Origin of the sequence: Comamonas sp. NLF-1-9, from assembly GCF_019195435.1 — a bacterium.
Classification (GTDB): domain Bacteria; phylum Pseudomonadota; class Gammaproteobacteria; order Burkholderiales; family Burkholderiaceae_C; genus Comamonas_C.
This window is the reverse complement of the sequence record NZ_CP078069.1, coordinates 2,368,419-2,385,087: the sequence shown is the minus strand read 5'-3', so window position 1 is coordinate 2,385,087 and position 16,669 is coordinate 2,368,419. Positions and strand designations below refer to the sequence as shown.

Genomic DNA, 16,669 nt, shown 5'->3' with positions numbered 1-16,669 from the left:
CACGCCATGACCGACTTCGCCGATCGCCGCCTGCCCGAAGAACCCGACGTGCTCGCGCCCGACGGCTCCGAGGTGCGCATCCTGCTCGCCTTCGAAGGGCAAGGATCGATGGCGCACTTTCGTCTGCCCGCGGGCGCGGTGGCCAAGGCGGTGGTGCACCGCAGCGTGCAAGAGCTGTGGTACGTGCTTGAAGGGCGCGGGCAGATGTGGCGCAGCCAGGCCGGGCGCGAAGAAGTGCTGCAACTGCAACCCGGCCTGTGCCTGTCGATTCCCGTGGGCACGCGCTTTCAGTTTCGCGCCGCGCCTGATGCACCCCTGAGCGCCGTCGCCGTCACCCTGCCGCCGTGGCCGGGGGCGGACGAGGCGCAGTTCGTGCAGGGGCCGTGGCAGGCCAGTGTGTAGCCGCTGCTGCCATTGCAAACTGGCTCAGCGTACCGGCACGTTGAAGTAGCGCTCTGGCCAAGGCTCGTTCACCAGCGTGTAGTGCCACCACTCCTCGGGCAGGTTGCGCCAGCCGTGCTGCTGCATCAGCGCGCGCAGCCACAGGCGGTTGTGGCGCACCGGCGCGCTCAGGCCCGCGTATTCGGTGTGCGATTGCTCGTCGAACAAATCAAAGGGCGAGCCCATGTCGACCTCGTGCCCCGCTGCGAGCGGCCCCTGCAGCATGCGGGCGGCGCGCGCTGCGTCGTGCACGATGAGGGTCAAGTCGGCGGTGCTCGCGCGGCTGTGGCCGGATTTTTCGGCGATGTAGCCGCGCGCAAACAATTCCGACTTGGGCACGCGCGGGTAGTACTCGGCCTTGGTGCGCTGGTCCGCCAAATCTGCGCCCCAGCGCACGAAATCATCGACGGCCTGCTGCGGGCGGTAGCAGTCGAACACCTTCAGACCCAGGCCGTGCGGCGCCAAGTCTTGCTGCACCCGGGCGAGCGCCTGCGCGGCCGCTTGGCTGAGCCAGCATTGCGGCGCCTCGTAGCCGGCGATGGGGCGGCCGACGAAGTTGTGCGGGCCGAAGTAGCGCATGTCCTGCACCACGGTGGGCGCCAAGGGGGCCAGCGCGACGAGATTGCCGGCCGATGCGGCATCTGCCGATGAGGTGACCGAAGGCGCCGCGCAGGCGCCGAGCAGACCGGCCAGCAGGGCAGCGGCGATGGAGGAACGAAAGAGGTGAGGCATCAGTGAACTCGATCCGATGAAATCCGAATGTGCGGGAGCGGCTTGAGTCGCGAACAGCCTTCGCGGCTGAAGCCGCTCCTACGGCCCGCGCAAACTTCCAAGAGATTGGGCGCCTCCACGCCTTCACGGCGCCGTGTCCTCGCTACCTGTCGGACGCTGCCCGCGCGCGCTGCCCGCCACCATGTCAAAGCGCAGCAGGCGGCATTCGATGGGCCCGTTGAACAGCGGCACGCGGCGCGTGGCTTTCAGGCGCATCGCGCCGGGCAGTTCGCGGTCGGGCGTGAGCAGCCAGGCCTGCCAGCCGGCGTAGTGGCGCTTCCAGTGGCTGGCGAGCTGGCGAAAGAAGTCCTCGCCGTCGCCGCCCGGCGTCTGTGCGGTTTCGCGGCCCGGGCGCGGGGCCAGGCTGCGCTCGCGGCTGTTCACGCCGGCGGCGCCGGCGGCGGCGATGCGCTCGCCGTAGGGCGGGTTGAGCAGCATCACGCCGGGCTCTTCGCAGGGCGGCATGCGCTCGAGCGCATCCCCGCCGCGCAGCTGCACGGCGGCCGCGACGCCCGCGCGCTCGGCATTGCGCCGCGCAAAGTCCACCATGCGGTGCGATATGTCACTGCCAAAAACGGGCGCAGCGTTTGTCCGTACTGCGCTGGCAGCTTCTTCTTTGATAGCTTTCCAGCTTGCGCTCTGGTGCGTGAGCAACTGCTCGAAGGCAAAGCGGCGCCTGAGCCCCGGCGCGATGCGGCAGGCAATTTGCGCGGCCTCGATCACGATGGTGCCGCTGCCGCAGCAGGGGTCGTACAGCGGCAGGCCGGACTCGGGCGTCCAGCCGCAGGCGGCGATCATGGCGGCGGCGAGCGTTTCCTTCAGCGGCGCGTCGCCCTTGTCCTCGCGCCAGCCGCGCTTGAACAGCGGCTCGCCCGAGGTGTCGATGGAGACGCTGGCGTGGGTTTCGCTCAGGTGCAGGTGGATGCGCACCTGCGGGCGCTGGGTGTCCACGCTGGGGCGGCTGCCGCTGAGCTGGCGAAAGCGGTCGGCGACCGCGTCCTTCACGCGCAACGCGGCAAAGTTCAGGCTCTTGAGCGGGCTGCGCTGCGCCGTCACGTCCACGCGAAAAGTCTGGCTCGGCTGGAACCACTCCTGCCAGCGCACGCCGGCGGCCAGCTGGTAGACATCGTCCTCGCTGCGGTAGGGCGCGTGGGCCAGCTGCACCAGCACGCGCTGCGCGAGGCGGCTGTGCAGGTTCAGGCGCAGTACCGCCGGCCAGGGTGCGCTGAGCTGCACGCCGGCGCGCTGCGCCTGCACCCGGGCGGCGCCGGTGATGGCCTGCACCTCGCTGGCAAGAAAACCCTCGACGCCGGCGGCGCAGGGCAGAAAAAGCGTATGGCTGGTGGACATGGTGACCCGTGTTCAATGCCCGCTCAGACCTGGCGGCGCAGGCTGGCGGGCGCAATCTTGAGCTGTTCGCGGTATTTGGCCACGGTGCGCCGCGCGCAGGCGATGCCTTGCTCCTTGAGCATGTCGGCCAGTTGCCCGTCGGACAGCGGCCGCGCCGGGTCTTCGGCGGCGATGAACTGGCGCAGCAGCGCGCGCACCGCGGTGCTGGAGGTGCTGCCGCCGGTGTCGGTGCCCAGGCCCGAGCCGAAGAAGTACTTCAGTTCGTAGGTGCCCTGGGGCGTGGCCATGTATTTGGCGCTGGTCACGCGCGAGATGGTCGATTCGTGCAGGCCCAGCTCCTCGGCAATCTCGCGCATCACCAGCGGACGCATGGCGAGCTCGCCATGCAGGAAGAAGGGCTGCTGCTTGTCCACGATGGCGCGCGCGGTGCGCAAGATGGTGTCAAAGCGCTGCTCGACGTTCCTGATGAACCAGCGCGCCTCCTGCAGGCGGCTTTGCAGCGCGGCGTGGCCTTCGTCCTTGCGGTGCTGGCGCAGCGCCTGGGCGTAGGCGTCGTGCACGCGCAGCTGCGGCACCACTTCGGGGTTGAGCTGCACGTCCAGGCGCACCTGCCCGCCCTCCAGGCGGCGGCGCACGAGCACGTCGGGCGTGACGAGGTTGTGCTGCACCTGGGCAAAGCGCCGCCCCGGGCGCGGTTCCAGCCGGGCGATCAGCGCCATGGCGGCGCGCGTGTCCTCCTCGCTCGCGCCGCAGGCCTGCGACAGGCGCCGCACGTCGCGCCGCGCGAGCCACTCAAGCGGCTGCTCGCAGATGCACATGGCCGCATCCAGCACCGCCCGCGGGCAGGCGCCCGCGTCGCGCAGCGCCGCCAGTTGCAGTTGCAGGCATTCGGCCAGGCTGCGCGCGCCGACACCGGCGGGCTCCAGGCTTTGCAGCAGCTTGAGCGCCAGCGCAAAGTGCTCGCTCATCTCCAGCAGGTATTCGGTGTTCTCGGGGCCGACCAGGGTTTCGACCAGCGATTCGATGGCGTCTTCGAGGTAGCCGTCGTCGTTGAGCGAATCGATCAGCCAGGACAGCGCCGCGCGTTCGGCGCGGGTGAGGCGCAGCAGCAGCGCCTGGCGGTGCAGGTGCTCGGCCAGGGTTTCGTGCGCGCTCTCGTGCTCGCTCGCCTCGCTCTCATCGTCCTCGCGCCGGGCGGCGCGGCCCGGGGCCTCGCTGCTCCAGGGGCTGTCGGCGCCGCTGGGGTCGAGCTCGCGGTCGCCTTCCCAGTCGCTCCGGGTTTCGGCACTGTTTTGGCTTCCAGCGCTTTCCGGGTCTGCGTCAAATGCTTCTGAAATAGGAGCAATCTCGCTGCGCTCGGGGCGCCGCTCCGGCGCGGGCGCGCCGGCTGCGGGGGGCTCCTCGCCCGCGCGCTCGAGGAAGGGGTTGTCGATGAGCATGGCCTCCACCTCCTGCGCCAGCTCCAGCGTGGACAGTTGCAGCAGGCGAATGGACTGCTGCAGTTGCGGCGTCAGCGCAAGGTGTTGCGAGACGCCCAGCGACAGGCCGACCTTCATCGCGCTACATCCGGAAGTGCTCGCCCAGATAGACGCGGCGCACCTCGGCGTTGTCCACGATCTCCGAGGGCGCGCCGCGCGCGAGCACCCGGCCTTCGCTGATGATGTAGGCGTGGTCGCAGATGCCCAGGGTCTCGCGCACGTTGTGGTCGGTGATGAGCACGCCGATGCCGCGCTCCTTGAGGAAGCCGATGATGCGCTGGATCTCGATCACCGCGATCGGGTCGATCCCGGCAAAGGGCTCGTCGAGCAGGATGAAGCGCGGCTGCGTGGCCAGCGCCCGCGCGATCTCCACGCGCCGGCGCTCGCCGCCCGAGAGCGCCAGCGCGCGCGTCTCGCGCAGGTGCTCCACATGCAGGTCTTGCAGCAGCGCGCTCAGGCGCTCTTCGATCAGCGCGCGCGCGAGCGGGCGGCCGTCCTCGCCGCGCTGCAGCTCGAGCACCGCGCGCACGTTCTCCTGCACGTTGAGCTTGCGAAAGATCGAGGCTTCCTGGGGCAGATAGGACAGGCCCAGGTGCGCGCGCCGGTGGATGGGCATGCGCGTGACGTCGTGGCCGTCGATCGCGATGCTGCCGCCGTCGCAGCGCACCAGGCCGACGATCATGTAAAACGACGTGGTCTTGCCCGCGCCATTGGGCCCGAGCAGGCCGACGACCTCGCCGCGCGGCACGTTGAGCGAGACGTCGTGCACCACGGTGCGCCCGCCGTAGCTCTTCTTCAGGTGCTGAACCTGCAGCAGGCTTGCGGCCTCGGCGCCGGCAGGCGCCGGCGCACCGGGCATTGCGCTGGCCATGGCGCTCACTGCGGCGGCGCGTCCAGCGCGCGGCTCGGGCGCAGCTCGGGCGCTTCCTGGGCGCCTTGCGGCGCACCAGCAGCCGGTGCTTCCTTGGGCGCGAGCGTGGCGCGCACGCGCGTGTCGCTCTTGTCGCCGGCGCGCCGTGGCGCGCCATCGACGCTGAACACGTCGGTGGCGTTGTTGTAGGTGATGATGGCGCCGCTCACCTCGTCGCTCAGCGCGCCCGCGCGCAGCCGGCGCAGCTCGGCGCGGCGGGTGAGCTTGACCACTTCGGTGCGTCCGTTCCAGTCGATGCGCTCGGCCTCGCCTTCGATGATCTCGACCGGCGCGCCCTTGGGCGTGTCGCGCTGCTGGCGGAAATAGGCGCGCTTGCCCGGCGCGGCGGTGACCACGCCGCTCTGGTTGCCCGCGTCGTCCTGCGTTACCTGCACCTCGGCGCCGCGCAGCACGATGCTTCCCTTGGTGATGACGACATTGCCGCTGAAGACGCTGGTCTGTTTGGCCTCATCGTGCACCAGGCTGTCGGCCTCGATGTGCATGGGCTGGTCGCGGTCGGCGCGCTCGGCCCGCGCGCCCGCGGCCAGTGCAAGCAGCAGCAGGACGGCGGGCAGCAGGGCGGTGCGGTGTTTCATGGCGCGGGCAAGGCACGGTTCTTGCAAATGATTGTAGCGACCGCCCCTGGCGCGCCCGCCCCCGGGCCGCGCAATGAAAAAGGCGCGTGCAGCACGCGCCTGTGTCTGGGCGGGGGCTCGGGCGGCGCTCAGGCCTTGCGCTGCTGCTGCACCAGGTAGTCCACTACCTGCAGCACCGTGCCCATGCTGCCGGTGAGCGTGCCGTCGGTGTAGTAGCGCCCGGCCACGCCCATGGAGGGCACGCCCTCAACCTTGTAGGCCGCCTGCAGCTCGGTCGCCTTGCGCACCTGGTTGGCGACGGTGAAGGAGGTGTACATCTGCTTGAACTTGGCCGCGTCCACGCCCTGCTTGGCGATCCAGTCGAAGATCAGCTCGTCCTTGTTCAGCGGCAGGCGCTCCACGTGCACCGCGCGGAACACCCGGGCGTGCAGCTCGTCGAGCTTGTCCATGCCCTCGAGCGCGTAGTAGAGCTTTTGCTGCGGCACGAAGCTGGAGTTGAAGGCCACCGGCGCGCGGCGAAAGAACACGTCTTGCGCCAGCTTGTTCTTCCAGGCCGACAACGAAGGCTCGAAGGCATTGCAGTGCGGGCAGCTGTACCAGAAGAACTCGACCACCTCGATCTGGCCCTTGGGCGCTTCGGTGAGCGCGGGCTTTTTCAGCTCGAGGTACTCGATGCCTTCCTCGAACTTGCCGTCCTTGGCGTGGGCGGGCAGGGTCAGGCCGGCCGAGAGGGTCAGGCCGGCGCTGGCGGCCAGGGAAAAATCGCGACGGTTCATGCGCTGGGGCTCCGAAATGGCTTGCAGGCTCGCTCTGATGCGCCAAGGCCTGCAAAGGTTCAACATGGGCTCAACGGCTGGCGCTCACGCGCACCAGGATGGAGGTGATGCCGGCGCCGTCGAGCTTGCCCTTGAGCTGCTCGGCGTCGTCGCGCCGGGCAAACGGGCCTATGCGCACGCGATAGACCGCGCGGCCATTTTGCTGGCCTTCGCTCACGCGCGCTTCCCAGCCCAGCATCGCCAGTTGCGCGCGCTGGGCGTCGGCCTCGTCGGGCGCGCGAAAGGCGCCGGCCTGGATGTAGTAGTTGCCGGTGGCAGCAGCGGGGGCGGCCGGGGCAGCCGCGGCGCTGGCGGGCGCGGCCGCGGTTGCCATGGACTCGGGCGCGCTGCCCTGGGCCCTGGCGCGCGCCAGGTCGCCCAGCGGGTCGTCGCTGGCCGCGGGCACGGTGGTTTCGTGGCCGGCGGGCGCGGGTGCGGGGCTTGGCGCCGCTGCCGGCTTGCTGCCGGCATTGGTCACCAGGCCCGCATTGGGGTTCCAGTCCTTGTTGCGCTCGGCCTCCTTGGCGTCCTGGTCCGCCAGGCGCGAGCCGCTGCTCAGAAAGGGCACGGGCACCTTGCTCACGTAGGCGGCCACCACGAAGGCGATGCCAAGCCCTACCACCACGCCCAGGACCAGGCCTGCAAACGTCCCGCCCCGCTGTCCGCTTCGTCCTGCCTTGCCCATGGTGTTCACATTCTTTGTGGTGCCGAGACGCCCAGCAGCGCCAAGCCGTTTTGCAGTACCTGGCCGGTGGCAGCCACCAATGCCAGACGGGCGAGCCTGAGGGCCTCGTCGTCGACGAGGATGCGCTCGGCGTCGTAATAGCTATGGTAGCTGGCCGCCAGGTCGCGCAGGTAAAAGCTCACGTCGTGCGGCGCATGGCCCGCGGCGGCGGCGCTGAGCATGTCGGGGTATTTGGCCAGCTCGCGCATCAGCGACTGTGCCGCTTCACTGGTGAGCGGCGCAAGATCGGCCTGCGCGAGCGCCGCGGTGTCCCAGTCCTCGCGCCAGCCGCGCAGCACCGAGCAGATGCGCGCGTGGGCGTACTGCACGTAGTACACCGGGTTGTCGTTGTTTTGCGCGATCGCCAGATCCACGTCGAAGGTGTATTCGGTATCGGGCTTGCGACTGAGCAAAAAGAAGCGCACCGCGTCCTTGCTGGTCCACTCGATCAGGTCGCGCAGCGTCACGTAGGAGCCCGCGCGCTTGCTGATCTTGACCTCTTCGCCGCCCTTGACCACGCGCACCATGGTGTGCAGCACGTAGTCGGGGTAGCCCCGGGGAATGCCCAGATCCACCGCCTGCAGCCCGGCGCGCACGCGCGCGATGGTGCCGTGGTGGTCCATGCCCTGGATGTTTACCGCGCGCCCGTAGCCGCGGCGCCATTTCTGGATGTGGTAGGCGACGTCGGGCACGAAGTAGGTGTAGTGGCCATCGCTCTTGCGCATGACCCGGTCCTTGTCGTCGCCGTAGTCGGTGCTCCTGAGCCAGAGCGCGCCGTCCTGCTCGTAGGTCTTGCCCTGGGCGATCAGGCGCTGCACCGTGTCTTCGACGTGACCGTCGGCGTAGAGGCTCGATTCGAGGTAGTACTCGTCGAAGCGCAGCTTGAAGGCCTGCAAGTCCTTGTCCTGCTCGTTCCTCAGATAGGCCACGGCGAACTGGCGCACCTTGTCGTAGTCGTCGATGTCGCCATTGGCGGTGAATGCGCGGTCGTCCGCCTGGACCGTGGCCTTGGCCAGAAAGGCGTTGGCGATGTCCTGCACGTAGTCGCCGTTGTAGGCCGGCTCGGGCCAGCCGGCATCGCCCGGCTTGAGGCCGCGCGCGCGCGCCTGGGTGCTCCGGGTCAGGGTGTCGATCTGCACGCCGGCGTCGTTGTAATAAAACTCGCGGTGCACCTGCCAGCCCTGGGTGGCGTAGAGATTGCAGATCGCGTCGCCCAGCGCCGCCTGGCGCCCGTGGCCTACGTGCAGTGGCCCGGTGGGGTTGGCCGAGACGAATTCGACCAGAATTTTTTCTCCCCGCTCAGGCTGCCAGCCAAAGCGCGCGCGCTGCGCGAGGATTTCGCGCACCACCTGCTGCCTGGCCTCGGGCTTGAGGCGGATGTTCAGAAAGCCCGGGCCGGCCAGATCGATCGCCTCGGCCCATTGCTGGAAAGCGGGGGTGGCGAGCAAGGCGGTTTGCAATTGTTCACCCAGCTGGCGCGGAGCGGTCTTGAGCGCCTTGGCCAGTTGCATCGCGGCGGTGCAGGCCCAGTCGCCGTGCGCCGCAAGCTTGGGGCTTTCAAAGGCGGCGCGCGCGCCCGCGCCGGGCGAGAGCTTGTCGAGTTCGGCGGCCAGCGCCGCGAGCAATTCTTGTTTGACGCTGAGCATAGGGCTAGGGATTTTACGGGGCGCCCGGGGCTTGCGCGCCCTTGCTGCGGCGCTATGCTGCGCCCACCCCGGCGCCGTGTCGGCGGCGGGGAAGCACAAACATCGATTGGGAGACTTGCATGAAAAAATGGCTTGCCCTGCTGGCTGCCGCCGGCTGCGCCCTGTCTTTTGCCGTCCAGGCGGCCGACGCCCCGGCCAAGAAGGCGCCCACGGCGCAGCAGCAGAAGATGACCACCTGCAATGCCGAGGCCAAGACCAAGGCGCTCAAGGGCGATGAGCGCAAGGCCTTCATGAAGGAATGCCTGAGCAAGAAAAAGGAAGCGCCCGCGGCCGCCGCCAACCAGCAGGACAAGATGAAAAGCTGCAACGCCGAGGCCAAGACCAAGGCGCTCAAGGGCGACGAGCGCAAGGCCTTCATGAAGGGCTGCCTGGCCAAGGCCGCCTGAAGCGCCCGTCGGCGCAAGACCAGACGGCCCCGGGCGGGCGCGCCACGGGGCCGCTCTTTGCTGGCCTGTCGTTTCAGCGCGTGCCCACGCCGCGCGCCAGCAGTACCGCCAGCACCACGACCACGATCATCAGGTGCGCGGACCACATCACCAGCACGCGCGCGCGCTTGAGTTCGGCCGCATCGGGCAGCTGTCCGCCTTGAGCGATGCGCGCCTGCCAGGCAAGGTAGTGCCGGCGCGCCAGGTAGAGCAGCACCGTCATGGCGACGAGCAGCGCGATCTTGCCGTGCAGCAGGTGCTGCGCCCAGTACCAGGCCGAGCCCTTGATGCCCCAGAAGGTGCGCGCCCAGCCGGTAGCCAGCACGATGGCGGCCGAGAGCAGGCTGAGCGCATTCATGCGCACCAGGCGATCGACGACCTTGGGGTTGACCCAGTCGGCGCGGCACAGCGCGGTTTCAGTGGTCATGAAGGTGGCCAGCATGATGAAGGCCATGATGTGGGCAAAGGCCAGCACGCTTTCGAGTATCACGGGGCAATGTCCTTGTACACGGAAAAGCCCGGAGTATTGCCCGAGACCCAAGGCGACGCTGAACGAGCCCGCCAGATGGCGCGCGCCCGGCATGGGGATGGGCTGCAAGGCGCAAGCCGCAGCAATGGCAGAGGCTGTTGCGAGGATTTGCAAGGCCGCAGAACCGGCGCAGGCTGCGATGCGCGACGCGTGAGGGATTTGGTCAGCCTCGCCCTATGCCCCGCCCGACCAGAAGGTCGGGCGGGCGTAGTGTTCGCGCAGCAGCTCCATCCACAGGCGCACGCGCAGCGGCAGGTGCTTGCGCTGGGGCAGCAGCAGGAAGATGCCATTGGGCGGGGCGGCAAACTCTTGCAGCACCGGCACCAGCCGGCCGGCGGCGATTTCCGCCTCTACCTCCCAGGTGGAGCGCCAGGCGATGCCCCAGCCGGCCATGCACCAGTCGTGCAGCACCTGGCCGTCCGAGCAATCGAGCGGCCCGCCGGGCTTGATGTGCACTACCTCGCTGGCGCCGCCCGCCTGGGGCAGGCGAAAGGCCCAGCCGCGGGTCTGCGAGGCGTCGCTGGACAGCGCCAGGCAGTCGTGCTGCGCCAGCTCCGAGGGGTGGCGCGGCGTACCCCGGCGCGCCAGGTACTCGGGCGTGGCCACGCACAGGCGCCGGTTGTCGGCCAGGCGCACGCTGACCAGGGACGAATCGGGCAGGTCGCCCACGCGCACCGCGCAGTCGTAGCCTTCGCCCGCCAGGTCGACCACGCGGTCCGAGAGGTTGAGCGAGATCGTCACCTCCGGATGCTGGCCGCGAAACAGCGGCACCAGCGGCGCGACATGGCGCCGCCCGAAGCCCGCCGGCGCGGTGATGCGCAGGTGGCCCGTGGCCTTGACGCCGCCGGCCGAAACGCTGGCCTCTGCCTGGGCCACGTCGGCCAGCAGGCGCTGGCAGTCTTCCAGAAAGGCGCTGCCTTCGTGCGTGAGCGTGATGCGCCGTGTGGTGCGCACCAGGAGCTTGACGCCCAGATGTTCCTCCAGCGCGTCCAGGCGCCGCCCCATGATGGCCGGCGCCACGCCCTCGGCGCGCGCGGCCGCGGTCAGGCTGCCGCGCGTGGCGATGGAGACGAAGGAGGCATAGGCCTTGAACTTGTCCATGAAAAACGTCTGTAGCGCCCGTACTTGCTGCGCTGTCAGCTATCAATTCAGTCAGGGTGCGCAGTCTTTGGGACTGGATTGTCTAGAGTTTTGCTAAAAAGTCACTAGTTATAGGATATTTACTGAATTTATTCACACAAATATTTCTAATACAGTGCATGCAAGCCTTGCCAGCCAAGGCAATGCATTCCGTATCGCGTCTTTCAGGGGGTGAAACATGACCGCACGCACTCGCATCCACGGCCTGCAGGTGGCCGACGAGCTCCATCAGTTCATCAACGCCGAGGTGCTGCCCGGCACCGGCGTCACGCAAGAGGCCTTCTGGGCCGGCTTTGACGCGCTGGTGGCCGATCTTGCGCCCAAGAACGCCGCGCTGCTGGCCGAGCGCGAGCGCCTGCAATCCGAGCTCGACACCTGGCACAAGGCCAACCCCGGTCCGATCCGCGACATGGCGGCCTACCGCAAGTTTCTGGAGACCATAGGCTATCTGGTGGCGCCGCCCGAGGGCGTGCAGGCCACGACCGAGCACGTCGATGCCGAGCTGGCGATCCAGGCGGGGCCGCAGCTCGTGGTGCCCATCCTCAACGCCCGCTATGCGCTGAACGCCGCCAATGCGCGCTGGGGCAGCCTGTACGACGCGCTCTACGGCACCGACGTGATCGCCGAAGACGGCGGCGCCGACAAGGGCAAGGGCTACAACCCGGTGCGCGGCGCCAGGGTGATCGCCTATGCGCGCGACTTTCTCGACCAGGCCGCGCCGCTGGCAAACGGTTCGCACAAGGACGCGAGCGGCTATGCGGTCGAAGGCGGCAAGCTGGTGGTGCGCTTGGCAAGCGGCAGCACCGGGCTGAAGAACCCGGCGCAGTTCGTCGGCTACCAGGGCGAGGCGGCGCAGCCGTCTGCGGTGCTGCTGGTGAACAACGGCATCCATGTGGACATCCGCATCGACCGCGCCACGCCCATAGGCAAGGACGACGCGGCCGGCGTGGCCGACGTGGTGGTGGAGGCCGCGCTCTCGACCATTCTCGACCTGGAAGACTCGATCGCCGCGGTGGACGCCGAAGACAAGGTGCTTGGCTATCGCAACTGGCTGGGCATTCTGCGCGGCTCGCTCACCGAGACCTTCGACAAGGGCGGCAAGAGCATCACCCGCGGCCTGAACCCGGACCGCTGCTACACCGGCGCGGACGGCAAGCAGGTGGTGCTGCCCGGGCGCTCGCTGCTGTTCGTGCGCAACGTCGGGCATTTGATGACCAACCCGGCCATCCTCTGGGGCGACGAGGGCCGCGAGATCCCCGAGGGCATTCTCGACGCCATGGTCACGACGACGATCGCGCTGCACGACCTCAAGGGCCTGGCGGGCGACAACGGCATCCGCAACTCGCGCACCGGCAGCGTCTACATCGTCAAGCCCAAGATGCACGGCCCGGCCGAAGTGGCCTTCGCGAGCGAAGTGTTTGCGCGCGTGGAAAAGGTGCTCGGCCTGCCCGAGAACACGGTCAAGCTCGGCATCATGGACGAGGAGCGGCGCACCAGCGTCAACCTCAAGGCCTGCATCGCCGCCGCGCCCAGCCGCATCGCCTTCATCAACACCGGCTTTCTGGACCGCACCGGCGACGAGATGCACACCTCCATGCACGCCGGCCCCATGATCCGCAAGGGCGACATGAAGACCAGCGCCTGGATTCAGGCCTACGAGAAGAACAACGTGCTCGTCGGCCTCTCCATGGGCCTGCGCGGGAAGGCCCAGATCGGCAAGGGCATGTGGGCCATGCCCGACCTGATGAAGGCCATGATCGAGCAAAAGATCGCTCACCCCAAGGCCGGTGCCAACACCGCCTGGGTGCCCAGCCCGACGGCGGCCACGCTGCATGCGCTGCACTACCACCAGGTGGATGTCGCCGCCATCCAGCGCGAGCTCGAGAAGACCTCGCTTGAGGCCGAGCGCGACAACCTGCTCACCGGCCTGCTCACCGTGCCGGTCACGGCCAACCCCAACTGGAGCGACGAGGAAAAGCAGCAGGAGCTGGACAACAACATCCAGGGCATCCTCGGCTACGTGGTGCGCTGGGTGGACCAGGGCGTGGGCTGCTCCAAGGTGCCCGACATCAACGACGTCGGCCTGATGGAAGACCGCGCCACGCTGCGCATCTCCAGCCAGCACGTGGCCAACTGGCTGCTGCACGGCGTGGTGAGCGAAGGCCAGGTGCGCGCCACTTTCGCCCGCATGTCGGCCAAGGTGGACCAGCAAAACGCCGGCGACCCGCTCTACCAGAAGATGCACGACCGCTACGACGAGTCCATCGCCTTCCAGGCGGCCTGCGACCTGGTGTTCAAGGGCTTGACCCAGCCCAGTGGCTACACCGAGCCACTCTTGCACGCGGCGCGCCAGAAGGTCAAGGCGGGCGCAGGCAAGTAAGCGTCAATAAACATAGCTGCTGGCGCAGATCCCGTCTGCGTTTGCTGCATATTTGGTCACGAAGAACGCTGGCGCAGCCGGCGCGCCGCACTCACCAGGGCGAGCACCAGCGCGCCCACCAGCGCGCCGACCAGCATGTCCAGCGCGCCCGTTGCCAGCAGCCGCCACAGCCCGCCGAGCGGCAGCGCGGCCAGCGACCCGCTGGCCTGTTCTATGCCCTGGCTCAGCGGCGCGATGCCATGCACGACCAGGCTGCCGCCCACAAGAAACATGGCCAGCATGCCAAGCCAGGTCAGCAGGCGCAGCAGGCGCGGCGCCAGCGCCAGCAGCGCAGCGCCCAGGGCTTGCGCCGCGCGCCAGGGCTTGCGCCGCAGCCACAGGCCCAGGTCGTCGGTCTTGACGATCGCGCCCACGGCGCCATAGACGCCGACGGTCATCAGCAGCGCGATCGCCACCAGCACCGCCAGCTGCTCGCTGAGCGGCGCGCTGGCCACGGTGCCCAGCGCAATGATGATGATCTCGCTCGACAGGATGAAGTCGGTGCGCACCGCGCCGCGTATGCGCCGGCGCTCGAAGGCTGCGGGGTCGGCCGGCGTCTCGGCCTGCGCAGGCTGCGCCTTGCCCTCGCCGGCGTGCGGCGGCGCCGGATGCAGCCATTTTTCGGCCAGCTTTTCCATGCCTTCGAAGCACAGGAAACTGCCGCCGGCCATGAGCAGCGGCGTGATCAGCCAGGGCAGCCAGGCGCTGATCAGCAGCGCCGCCGGCACCAGGATGGCCTTGTTGAGCAGCGAGCCCTTGGCCACCGCCCAGACCACCGGTAGCTCGCGCTCGGCGCGCACGCCGTTGACCTGCTCGGCGCTGAGCGCCAGGTCGTCGCCGAGCACGCCGGTCGTCTTCTGCGCCGCCGCCTTGGTGAGCACCGCCACGTCGTCGGCCATGACCGCGCTCTTGCGTGCGGCCAACTGCGCCATCGCGCCGATGTCGTCGAGCAGCGTCGCGATGTCGTCGAGCAGTGCGAACAGACTGGCGCCGGCCATGGCAGCCCTAGTCCTGGCGCGCGCTCGCGGCGCAAGGGCCGCGCGCCGCGCGCCTTTGAGCGTGGCGCTTTAGCGTAGCGCCTCGCGCACCAGGTCGGCCAGGATGCGATGACCGCGCGGCGTCGGATGGAAGGAGTCGGAAAACAGATAGCCCTGCCACCAGTCGGCGCCGCTTGCGCCGGGCGGCGGGGTCTGCCGGGACAGCGCGTCGGCGGTACAGCTCGGGAAGTCGTAGCTCGGCAGGCCGGAGCCGTCCTGGCCGACCACCGGGCAGGCGGGGGTGCGCGTATTGCTCAACTGGTACTTCGCCGGCTGCGCCACCAGGGCCTTGAGCCGCGCATCAAAGTCGGCGATCGCCACCGTCTTGCTGTCCTTGAAGCGCGCGGCGAGCGTCGCATTGAAGGCCTGCACCCAGTTGCCGAAGAGCTGGCGCAATTGCTCGGCCGCCTGCGGCCCCTGGCTCTGCGCCACCGCGGCGAGCACGAAGCCGAATTGCGGCGTCAGCGTGACGTCGGGCATGTTCAGCACGACGACGCGCTTGGCGCCCTTGTCCAGCACCTGGGTCTGGATGGTGCCGGCAAACTGGCTGGCCAGCGCCTGCATGTAGGCGCCGCCCGCCTGCGCCATGCCGCTCTGGCCCTGCGACAGCAAGGCCTGCACCGTGGCCTCGTCGAGCACCGTCGAGAGCATCGCGGCCAGGCTGGCGCCGCGGTCGCTCGATGCGGCCAGATAGGCCTTGATCAGGTCGGCCACGTCGTTGCCGCCGCCGTCGATCAGCACCAGGTCGCGCTGGCCGAAGCCCGCGCTGCCCAGCGCCTTGAGCTGCTGGGTGATGGACACCGGCGAGTTCGGCGCGTTCAGGTTGTTGATGCGCCCGCCGCCGATCGCGTAGTTGCTGCAGCCGGCGTTGACGCTGAAGGTATTGGCACCACTGGCGAGGTAGTGCGGGCACAGGCCGATGTCGTAGTCTGCGGCCACGAGCTCGGGCCAGATCGGCGTGGCGCCCGCGCCCACCGGCTTGCTGCCCTGCACCGTGAACTTCAGGCCGAAGGTGCCGCTGTCGGCCAGGCTGTCGCCCGCGACCTTGACGGCGCCGAACTCGGGCTCGGAACTGCCGCCGCCACAGGCGGCCATCAGGGCGGCGGTCGCCACCACCACGATCCAGTGCATCTTGCGTCGCATGCGTGTTCTCCTTGTGTGCATTTGGGGGTTTGCCGGCCCGGCCGGGCTCTCAGAAAAGCTCGATGTCGCTGTGCGCCACCTTGCTTTGCAGTTCGCCGCTGGCCACCAGGTCGTCGTAGAAGCGTACCTGATTGCGCCCGTGCTCCTTGGCGTGGTAGAGCGCCTGGTCGGCGCGGCCGATGATCTCCACCGGCGTGTCCAGCGTGGCTGCTGCAAAACCTATGCTGATCGTGATGTGGCCGATCTGCGGAAATTCATGCGCCTCGATCGCCGCGCGCAGGCGCTCGAGCGCGGCGCGCGCATGCTCCAGGCTGATGGAGCGCAGCAGCACCACGAACTCTTCGCCGCCAAAGCGAAAGATGCGGTCCTGACTGCGAAACTGCGCGCGCAGGCGGTTGGCCAGCAGGATCAGCACCTCGTCGCCATAGAGGTGCCCGAAGCGGTCGTTGACCAGCTTGAAGTGGTCGATGTCTATCACCGCCAGCCACTGGCCGCTTTCCTTGTCGCCGCCGGGCAATTCGCTGTAGCGGGCGAACTGCTCGTCGAAGGTCTTGCGGTTGAGCAGGCCGGTGAGCGCGTCGCGCTCGCTGTAGTCCAGCAGGCTCTGGTAGTTCTGGTAGACCAGAAACACGCCGGTGATCACCTCGCGCTGGTGCTGGGTGATTCTCCGCGAGCGCGTCACCTCCAGGCAGGTCGCGACATGGTCGCCGAGCCAAACGGGCAGCCACAGCACGTGCTCCCCGTTCATGCTGCGCTCGGCCGAGGCACCGCGCTCGCGGATGCACTGGTCAAGCTCGGGCATTTGTTCGAGCTCCAGGGCGCCGGGATCGTCGGCCGCCTCGTGCGGGCTGCAGACGATGCGCCCGTCCTCGCTCCAGCAGCGCGGGCGCACGCGCAGCGCACCGGCCAGCGAAAACAGTTCGAGCGAGCGCACCTGCAGCATGCGCCCGAGCGAGAAAATGGTCGAAAGAACCGAGACTTCCAGCCGCAGATGGTCCCGATGCGTGGTCATCTCGGCCAGGTTTTGCAGCAATGGTTGCATCGACGCCGTGTCTCCTTTGCGCGGGCCGTCGTGGCGGGCATACGCGCGGCGCATGGGCTGGGCCCAAGGCTCGTCTTGTCTTGTTCTGGCGCCGTATTGTGCAGCAATGCCTGCCGGACGCCTACAGCGGCGCAGCAGCGGCG

General features: G+C 68.7%; 16 protein-coding genes. 3 read left to right on the top strand and 13 right to left on the bottom strand.

Annotated elements, in window-relative coordinates; all coding sequences use genetic code 11:
• Positions 1–6 precede the first annotated feature (6 nt).
• Positions 7–402 carry a cupin domain-containing protein gene (locus tag KUD94_RS11420; RefSeq protein WP_218237328.1) on the top strand — a complete coding sequence of 132 codons (396 nt, stop codon included), beginning with the start codon at positions 7–9 and terminating at the stop codon, positions 400–402.
• A gap of 24 nt (positions 403–426) precedes the next feature.
• On the opposite strand, the gene KUD94_RS11415 is transcribed toward KUD94_RS11420, so the two are convergent.
• The 8 genes from KUD94_RS11415 to argS form a co-directional block, all read right to left on the bottom strand.
• Positions 427–1,173 (bottom strand): M15 family metallopeptidase, encoded by a 747-nt coding sequence (locus KUD94_RS11415; RefSeq protein WP_218237327.1) that lies wholly within the window; start codon positions 1,171–1,173, stop codon positions 427–429.
• 123 nt (positions 1,174–1,296) lie between these two features.
• Positions 1,297–2,562 (bottom strand): class I SAM-dependent RNA methyltransferase, encoded by a 1,266-nt coding sequence (locus tag KUD94_RS11410; RefSeq protein WP_218237326.1) that lies wholly within the window; start codon positions 2,560–2,562, stop codon positions 1,297–1,299.
• Positions 2,563–2,585: 23 nt separating this feature from the next.
• The gene (rpoN, locus tag KUD94_RS11405) at positions 2,586–4,118 is read right to left on the bottom strand and encodes an RNA polymerase factor sigma-54 (protein ID WP_218237325.1); all 1,533 of its coding nucleotides are present in this window, start codon (positions 4,116–4,118) and stop codon (positions 2,586–2,588) included.
• Between the two features lie 4 nt (positions 4,119–4,122).
• Positions 4,123–4,911: an LPS export ABC transporter ATP-binding protein gene (lptB, locus tag KUD94_RS11400; RefSeq protein ID WP_218237324.1), complete on the bottom strand. Its 789-nt coding sequence runs from the start codon at positions 4,909–4,911 to the stop codon at positions 4,123–4,125.
• 5 nt (positions 4,912–4,916) lie between these two features.
• Positions 4,917–5,546, bottom strand: coding sequence for a lipopolysaccharide transport periplasmic protein LptA (lptA, locus tag KUD94_RS11395; protein ID WP_218237323.1), 630 nt, complete (start codon positions 5,544–5,546; stop codon positions 4,917–4,919).
• A 128-nt stretch (positions 5,547–5,674) separates the two neighbouring features.
• Entirely contained in the window at positions 5,675–6,322 is a 648-nt protein-coding gene (locus KUD94_RS11390) for a thiol:disulfide interchange protein DsbA/DsbL (RefSeq protein ID WP_218237322.1), read from the bottom strand.
• 70 nt (positions 6,323–6,392) lie between these two features.
• Positions 6,393–7,046: an SPOR domain-containing protein gene (locus KUD94_RS11385; protein WP_218237321.1), complete on the bottom strand. Its 654-nt coding sequence runs from the start codon at positions 7,044–7,046 to the stop codon at positions 6,393–6,395.
• A gap of 5 nt (positions 7,047–7,051) precedes the next feature.
• Positions 7,052–8,731 (bottom strand): arginine--tRNA ligase, encoded by a 1,680-nt coding sequence (gene argS / locus KUD94_RS11380; RefSeq protein WP_218237320.1) that lies wholly within the window; start codon positions 8,729–8,731, stop codon positions 7,052–7,054.
• A 119-nt stretch (positions 8,732–8,850) separates the two neighbouring features.
• Between argS and KUD94_RS11375 the strand changes: the two genes are divergently transcribed.
• The gene (locus KUD94_RS11375; protein ID WP_218237319.1) at positions 8,851–9,177 is read left to right on the top strand and encodes a PsiF family protein; all 327 of its coding nucleotides are present in this window, start codon (positions 8,851–8,853) and stop codon (positions 9,175–9,177) included.
• Positions 9,178–9,250: 73 nt separating this feature from the next.
• Here KUD94_RS11375 and KUD94_RS11370 read toward each other — a convergent pair whose 3' ends face one another.
• Together KUD94_RS11370 and KUD94_RS11365 are read right to left on the bottom strand one after the other, a co-directional pair.
• Entirely contained in the window at positions 9,251–9,706 is a 456-nt protein-coding gene (locus KUD94_RS11370; RefSeq protein WP_218237318.1) for a DUF2214 family protein, read from the bottom strand.
• Between the two features lie 213 nt (positions 9,707–9,919).
• The gene (locus KUD94_RS11365; RefSeq protein WP_218237317.1) at positions 9,920–10,846 is read right to left on the bottom strand and encodes a LysR family transcriptional regulator; all 927 of its coding nucleotides are present in this window, start codon (positions 10,844–10,846) and stop codon (positions 9,920–9,922) included.
• A 217-nt stretch (positions 10,847–11,063) separates the two neighbouring features.
• Here KUD94_RS11365 and KUD94_RS11360 point away from each other — a divergent pair, with 217 nt between their 5' ends.
• The gene (locus KUD94_RS11360; RefSeq protein WP_218237316.1) at positions 11,064–13,265 is read left to right on the top strand and encodes a malate synthase G; all 2,202 of its coding nucleotides are present in this window, start codon (positions 11,064–11,066) and stop codon (positions 13,263–13,265) included.
• Between the two features lie 56 nt (positions 13,266–13,321).
• On the opposite strand, the gene KUD94_RS11355 is transcribed toward KUD94_RS11360, so the two are convergent.
• From KUD94_RS11355 to KUD94_RS11345, 3 genes are all read right to left on the bottom strand, one after another.
• Positions 13,322–14,302 (bottom strand): DUF808 domain-containing protein, encoded by a 981-nt coding sequence (locus tag KUD94_RS11355; RefSeq protein WP_218237315.1) that lies wholly within the window; start codon positions 14,300–14,302, stop codon positions 13,322–13,324.
• Between the two features lie 69 nt (positions 14,303–14,371).
• Positions 14,372–15,484: an SGNH/GDSL hydrolase family protein gene (locus KUD94_RS11350; RefSeq protein ID WP_218237314.1), complete on the bottom strand. Its 1,113-nt coding sequence runs from the start codon at positions 15,482–15,484 to the stop codon at positions 14,372–14,374.
• A gap of 49 nt (positions 15,485–15,533) precedes the next feature.
• The gene (locus KUD94_RS11345) at positions 15,534–16,526 is read right to left on the bottom strand and encodes a GGDEF domain-containing protein (protein WP_218237313.1); all 993 of its coding nucleotides are present in this window, start codon (positions 16,524–16,526) and stop codon (positions 15,534–15,536) included.
• Positions 16,527–16,669 lie beyond the last annotated feature (143 nt).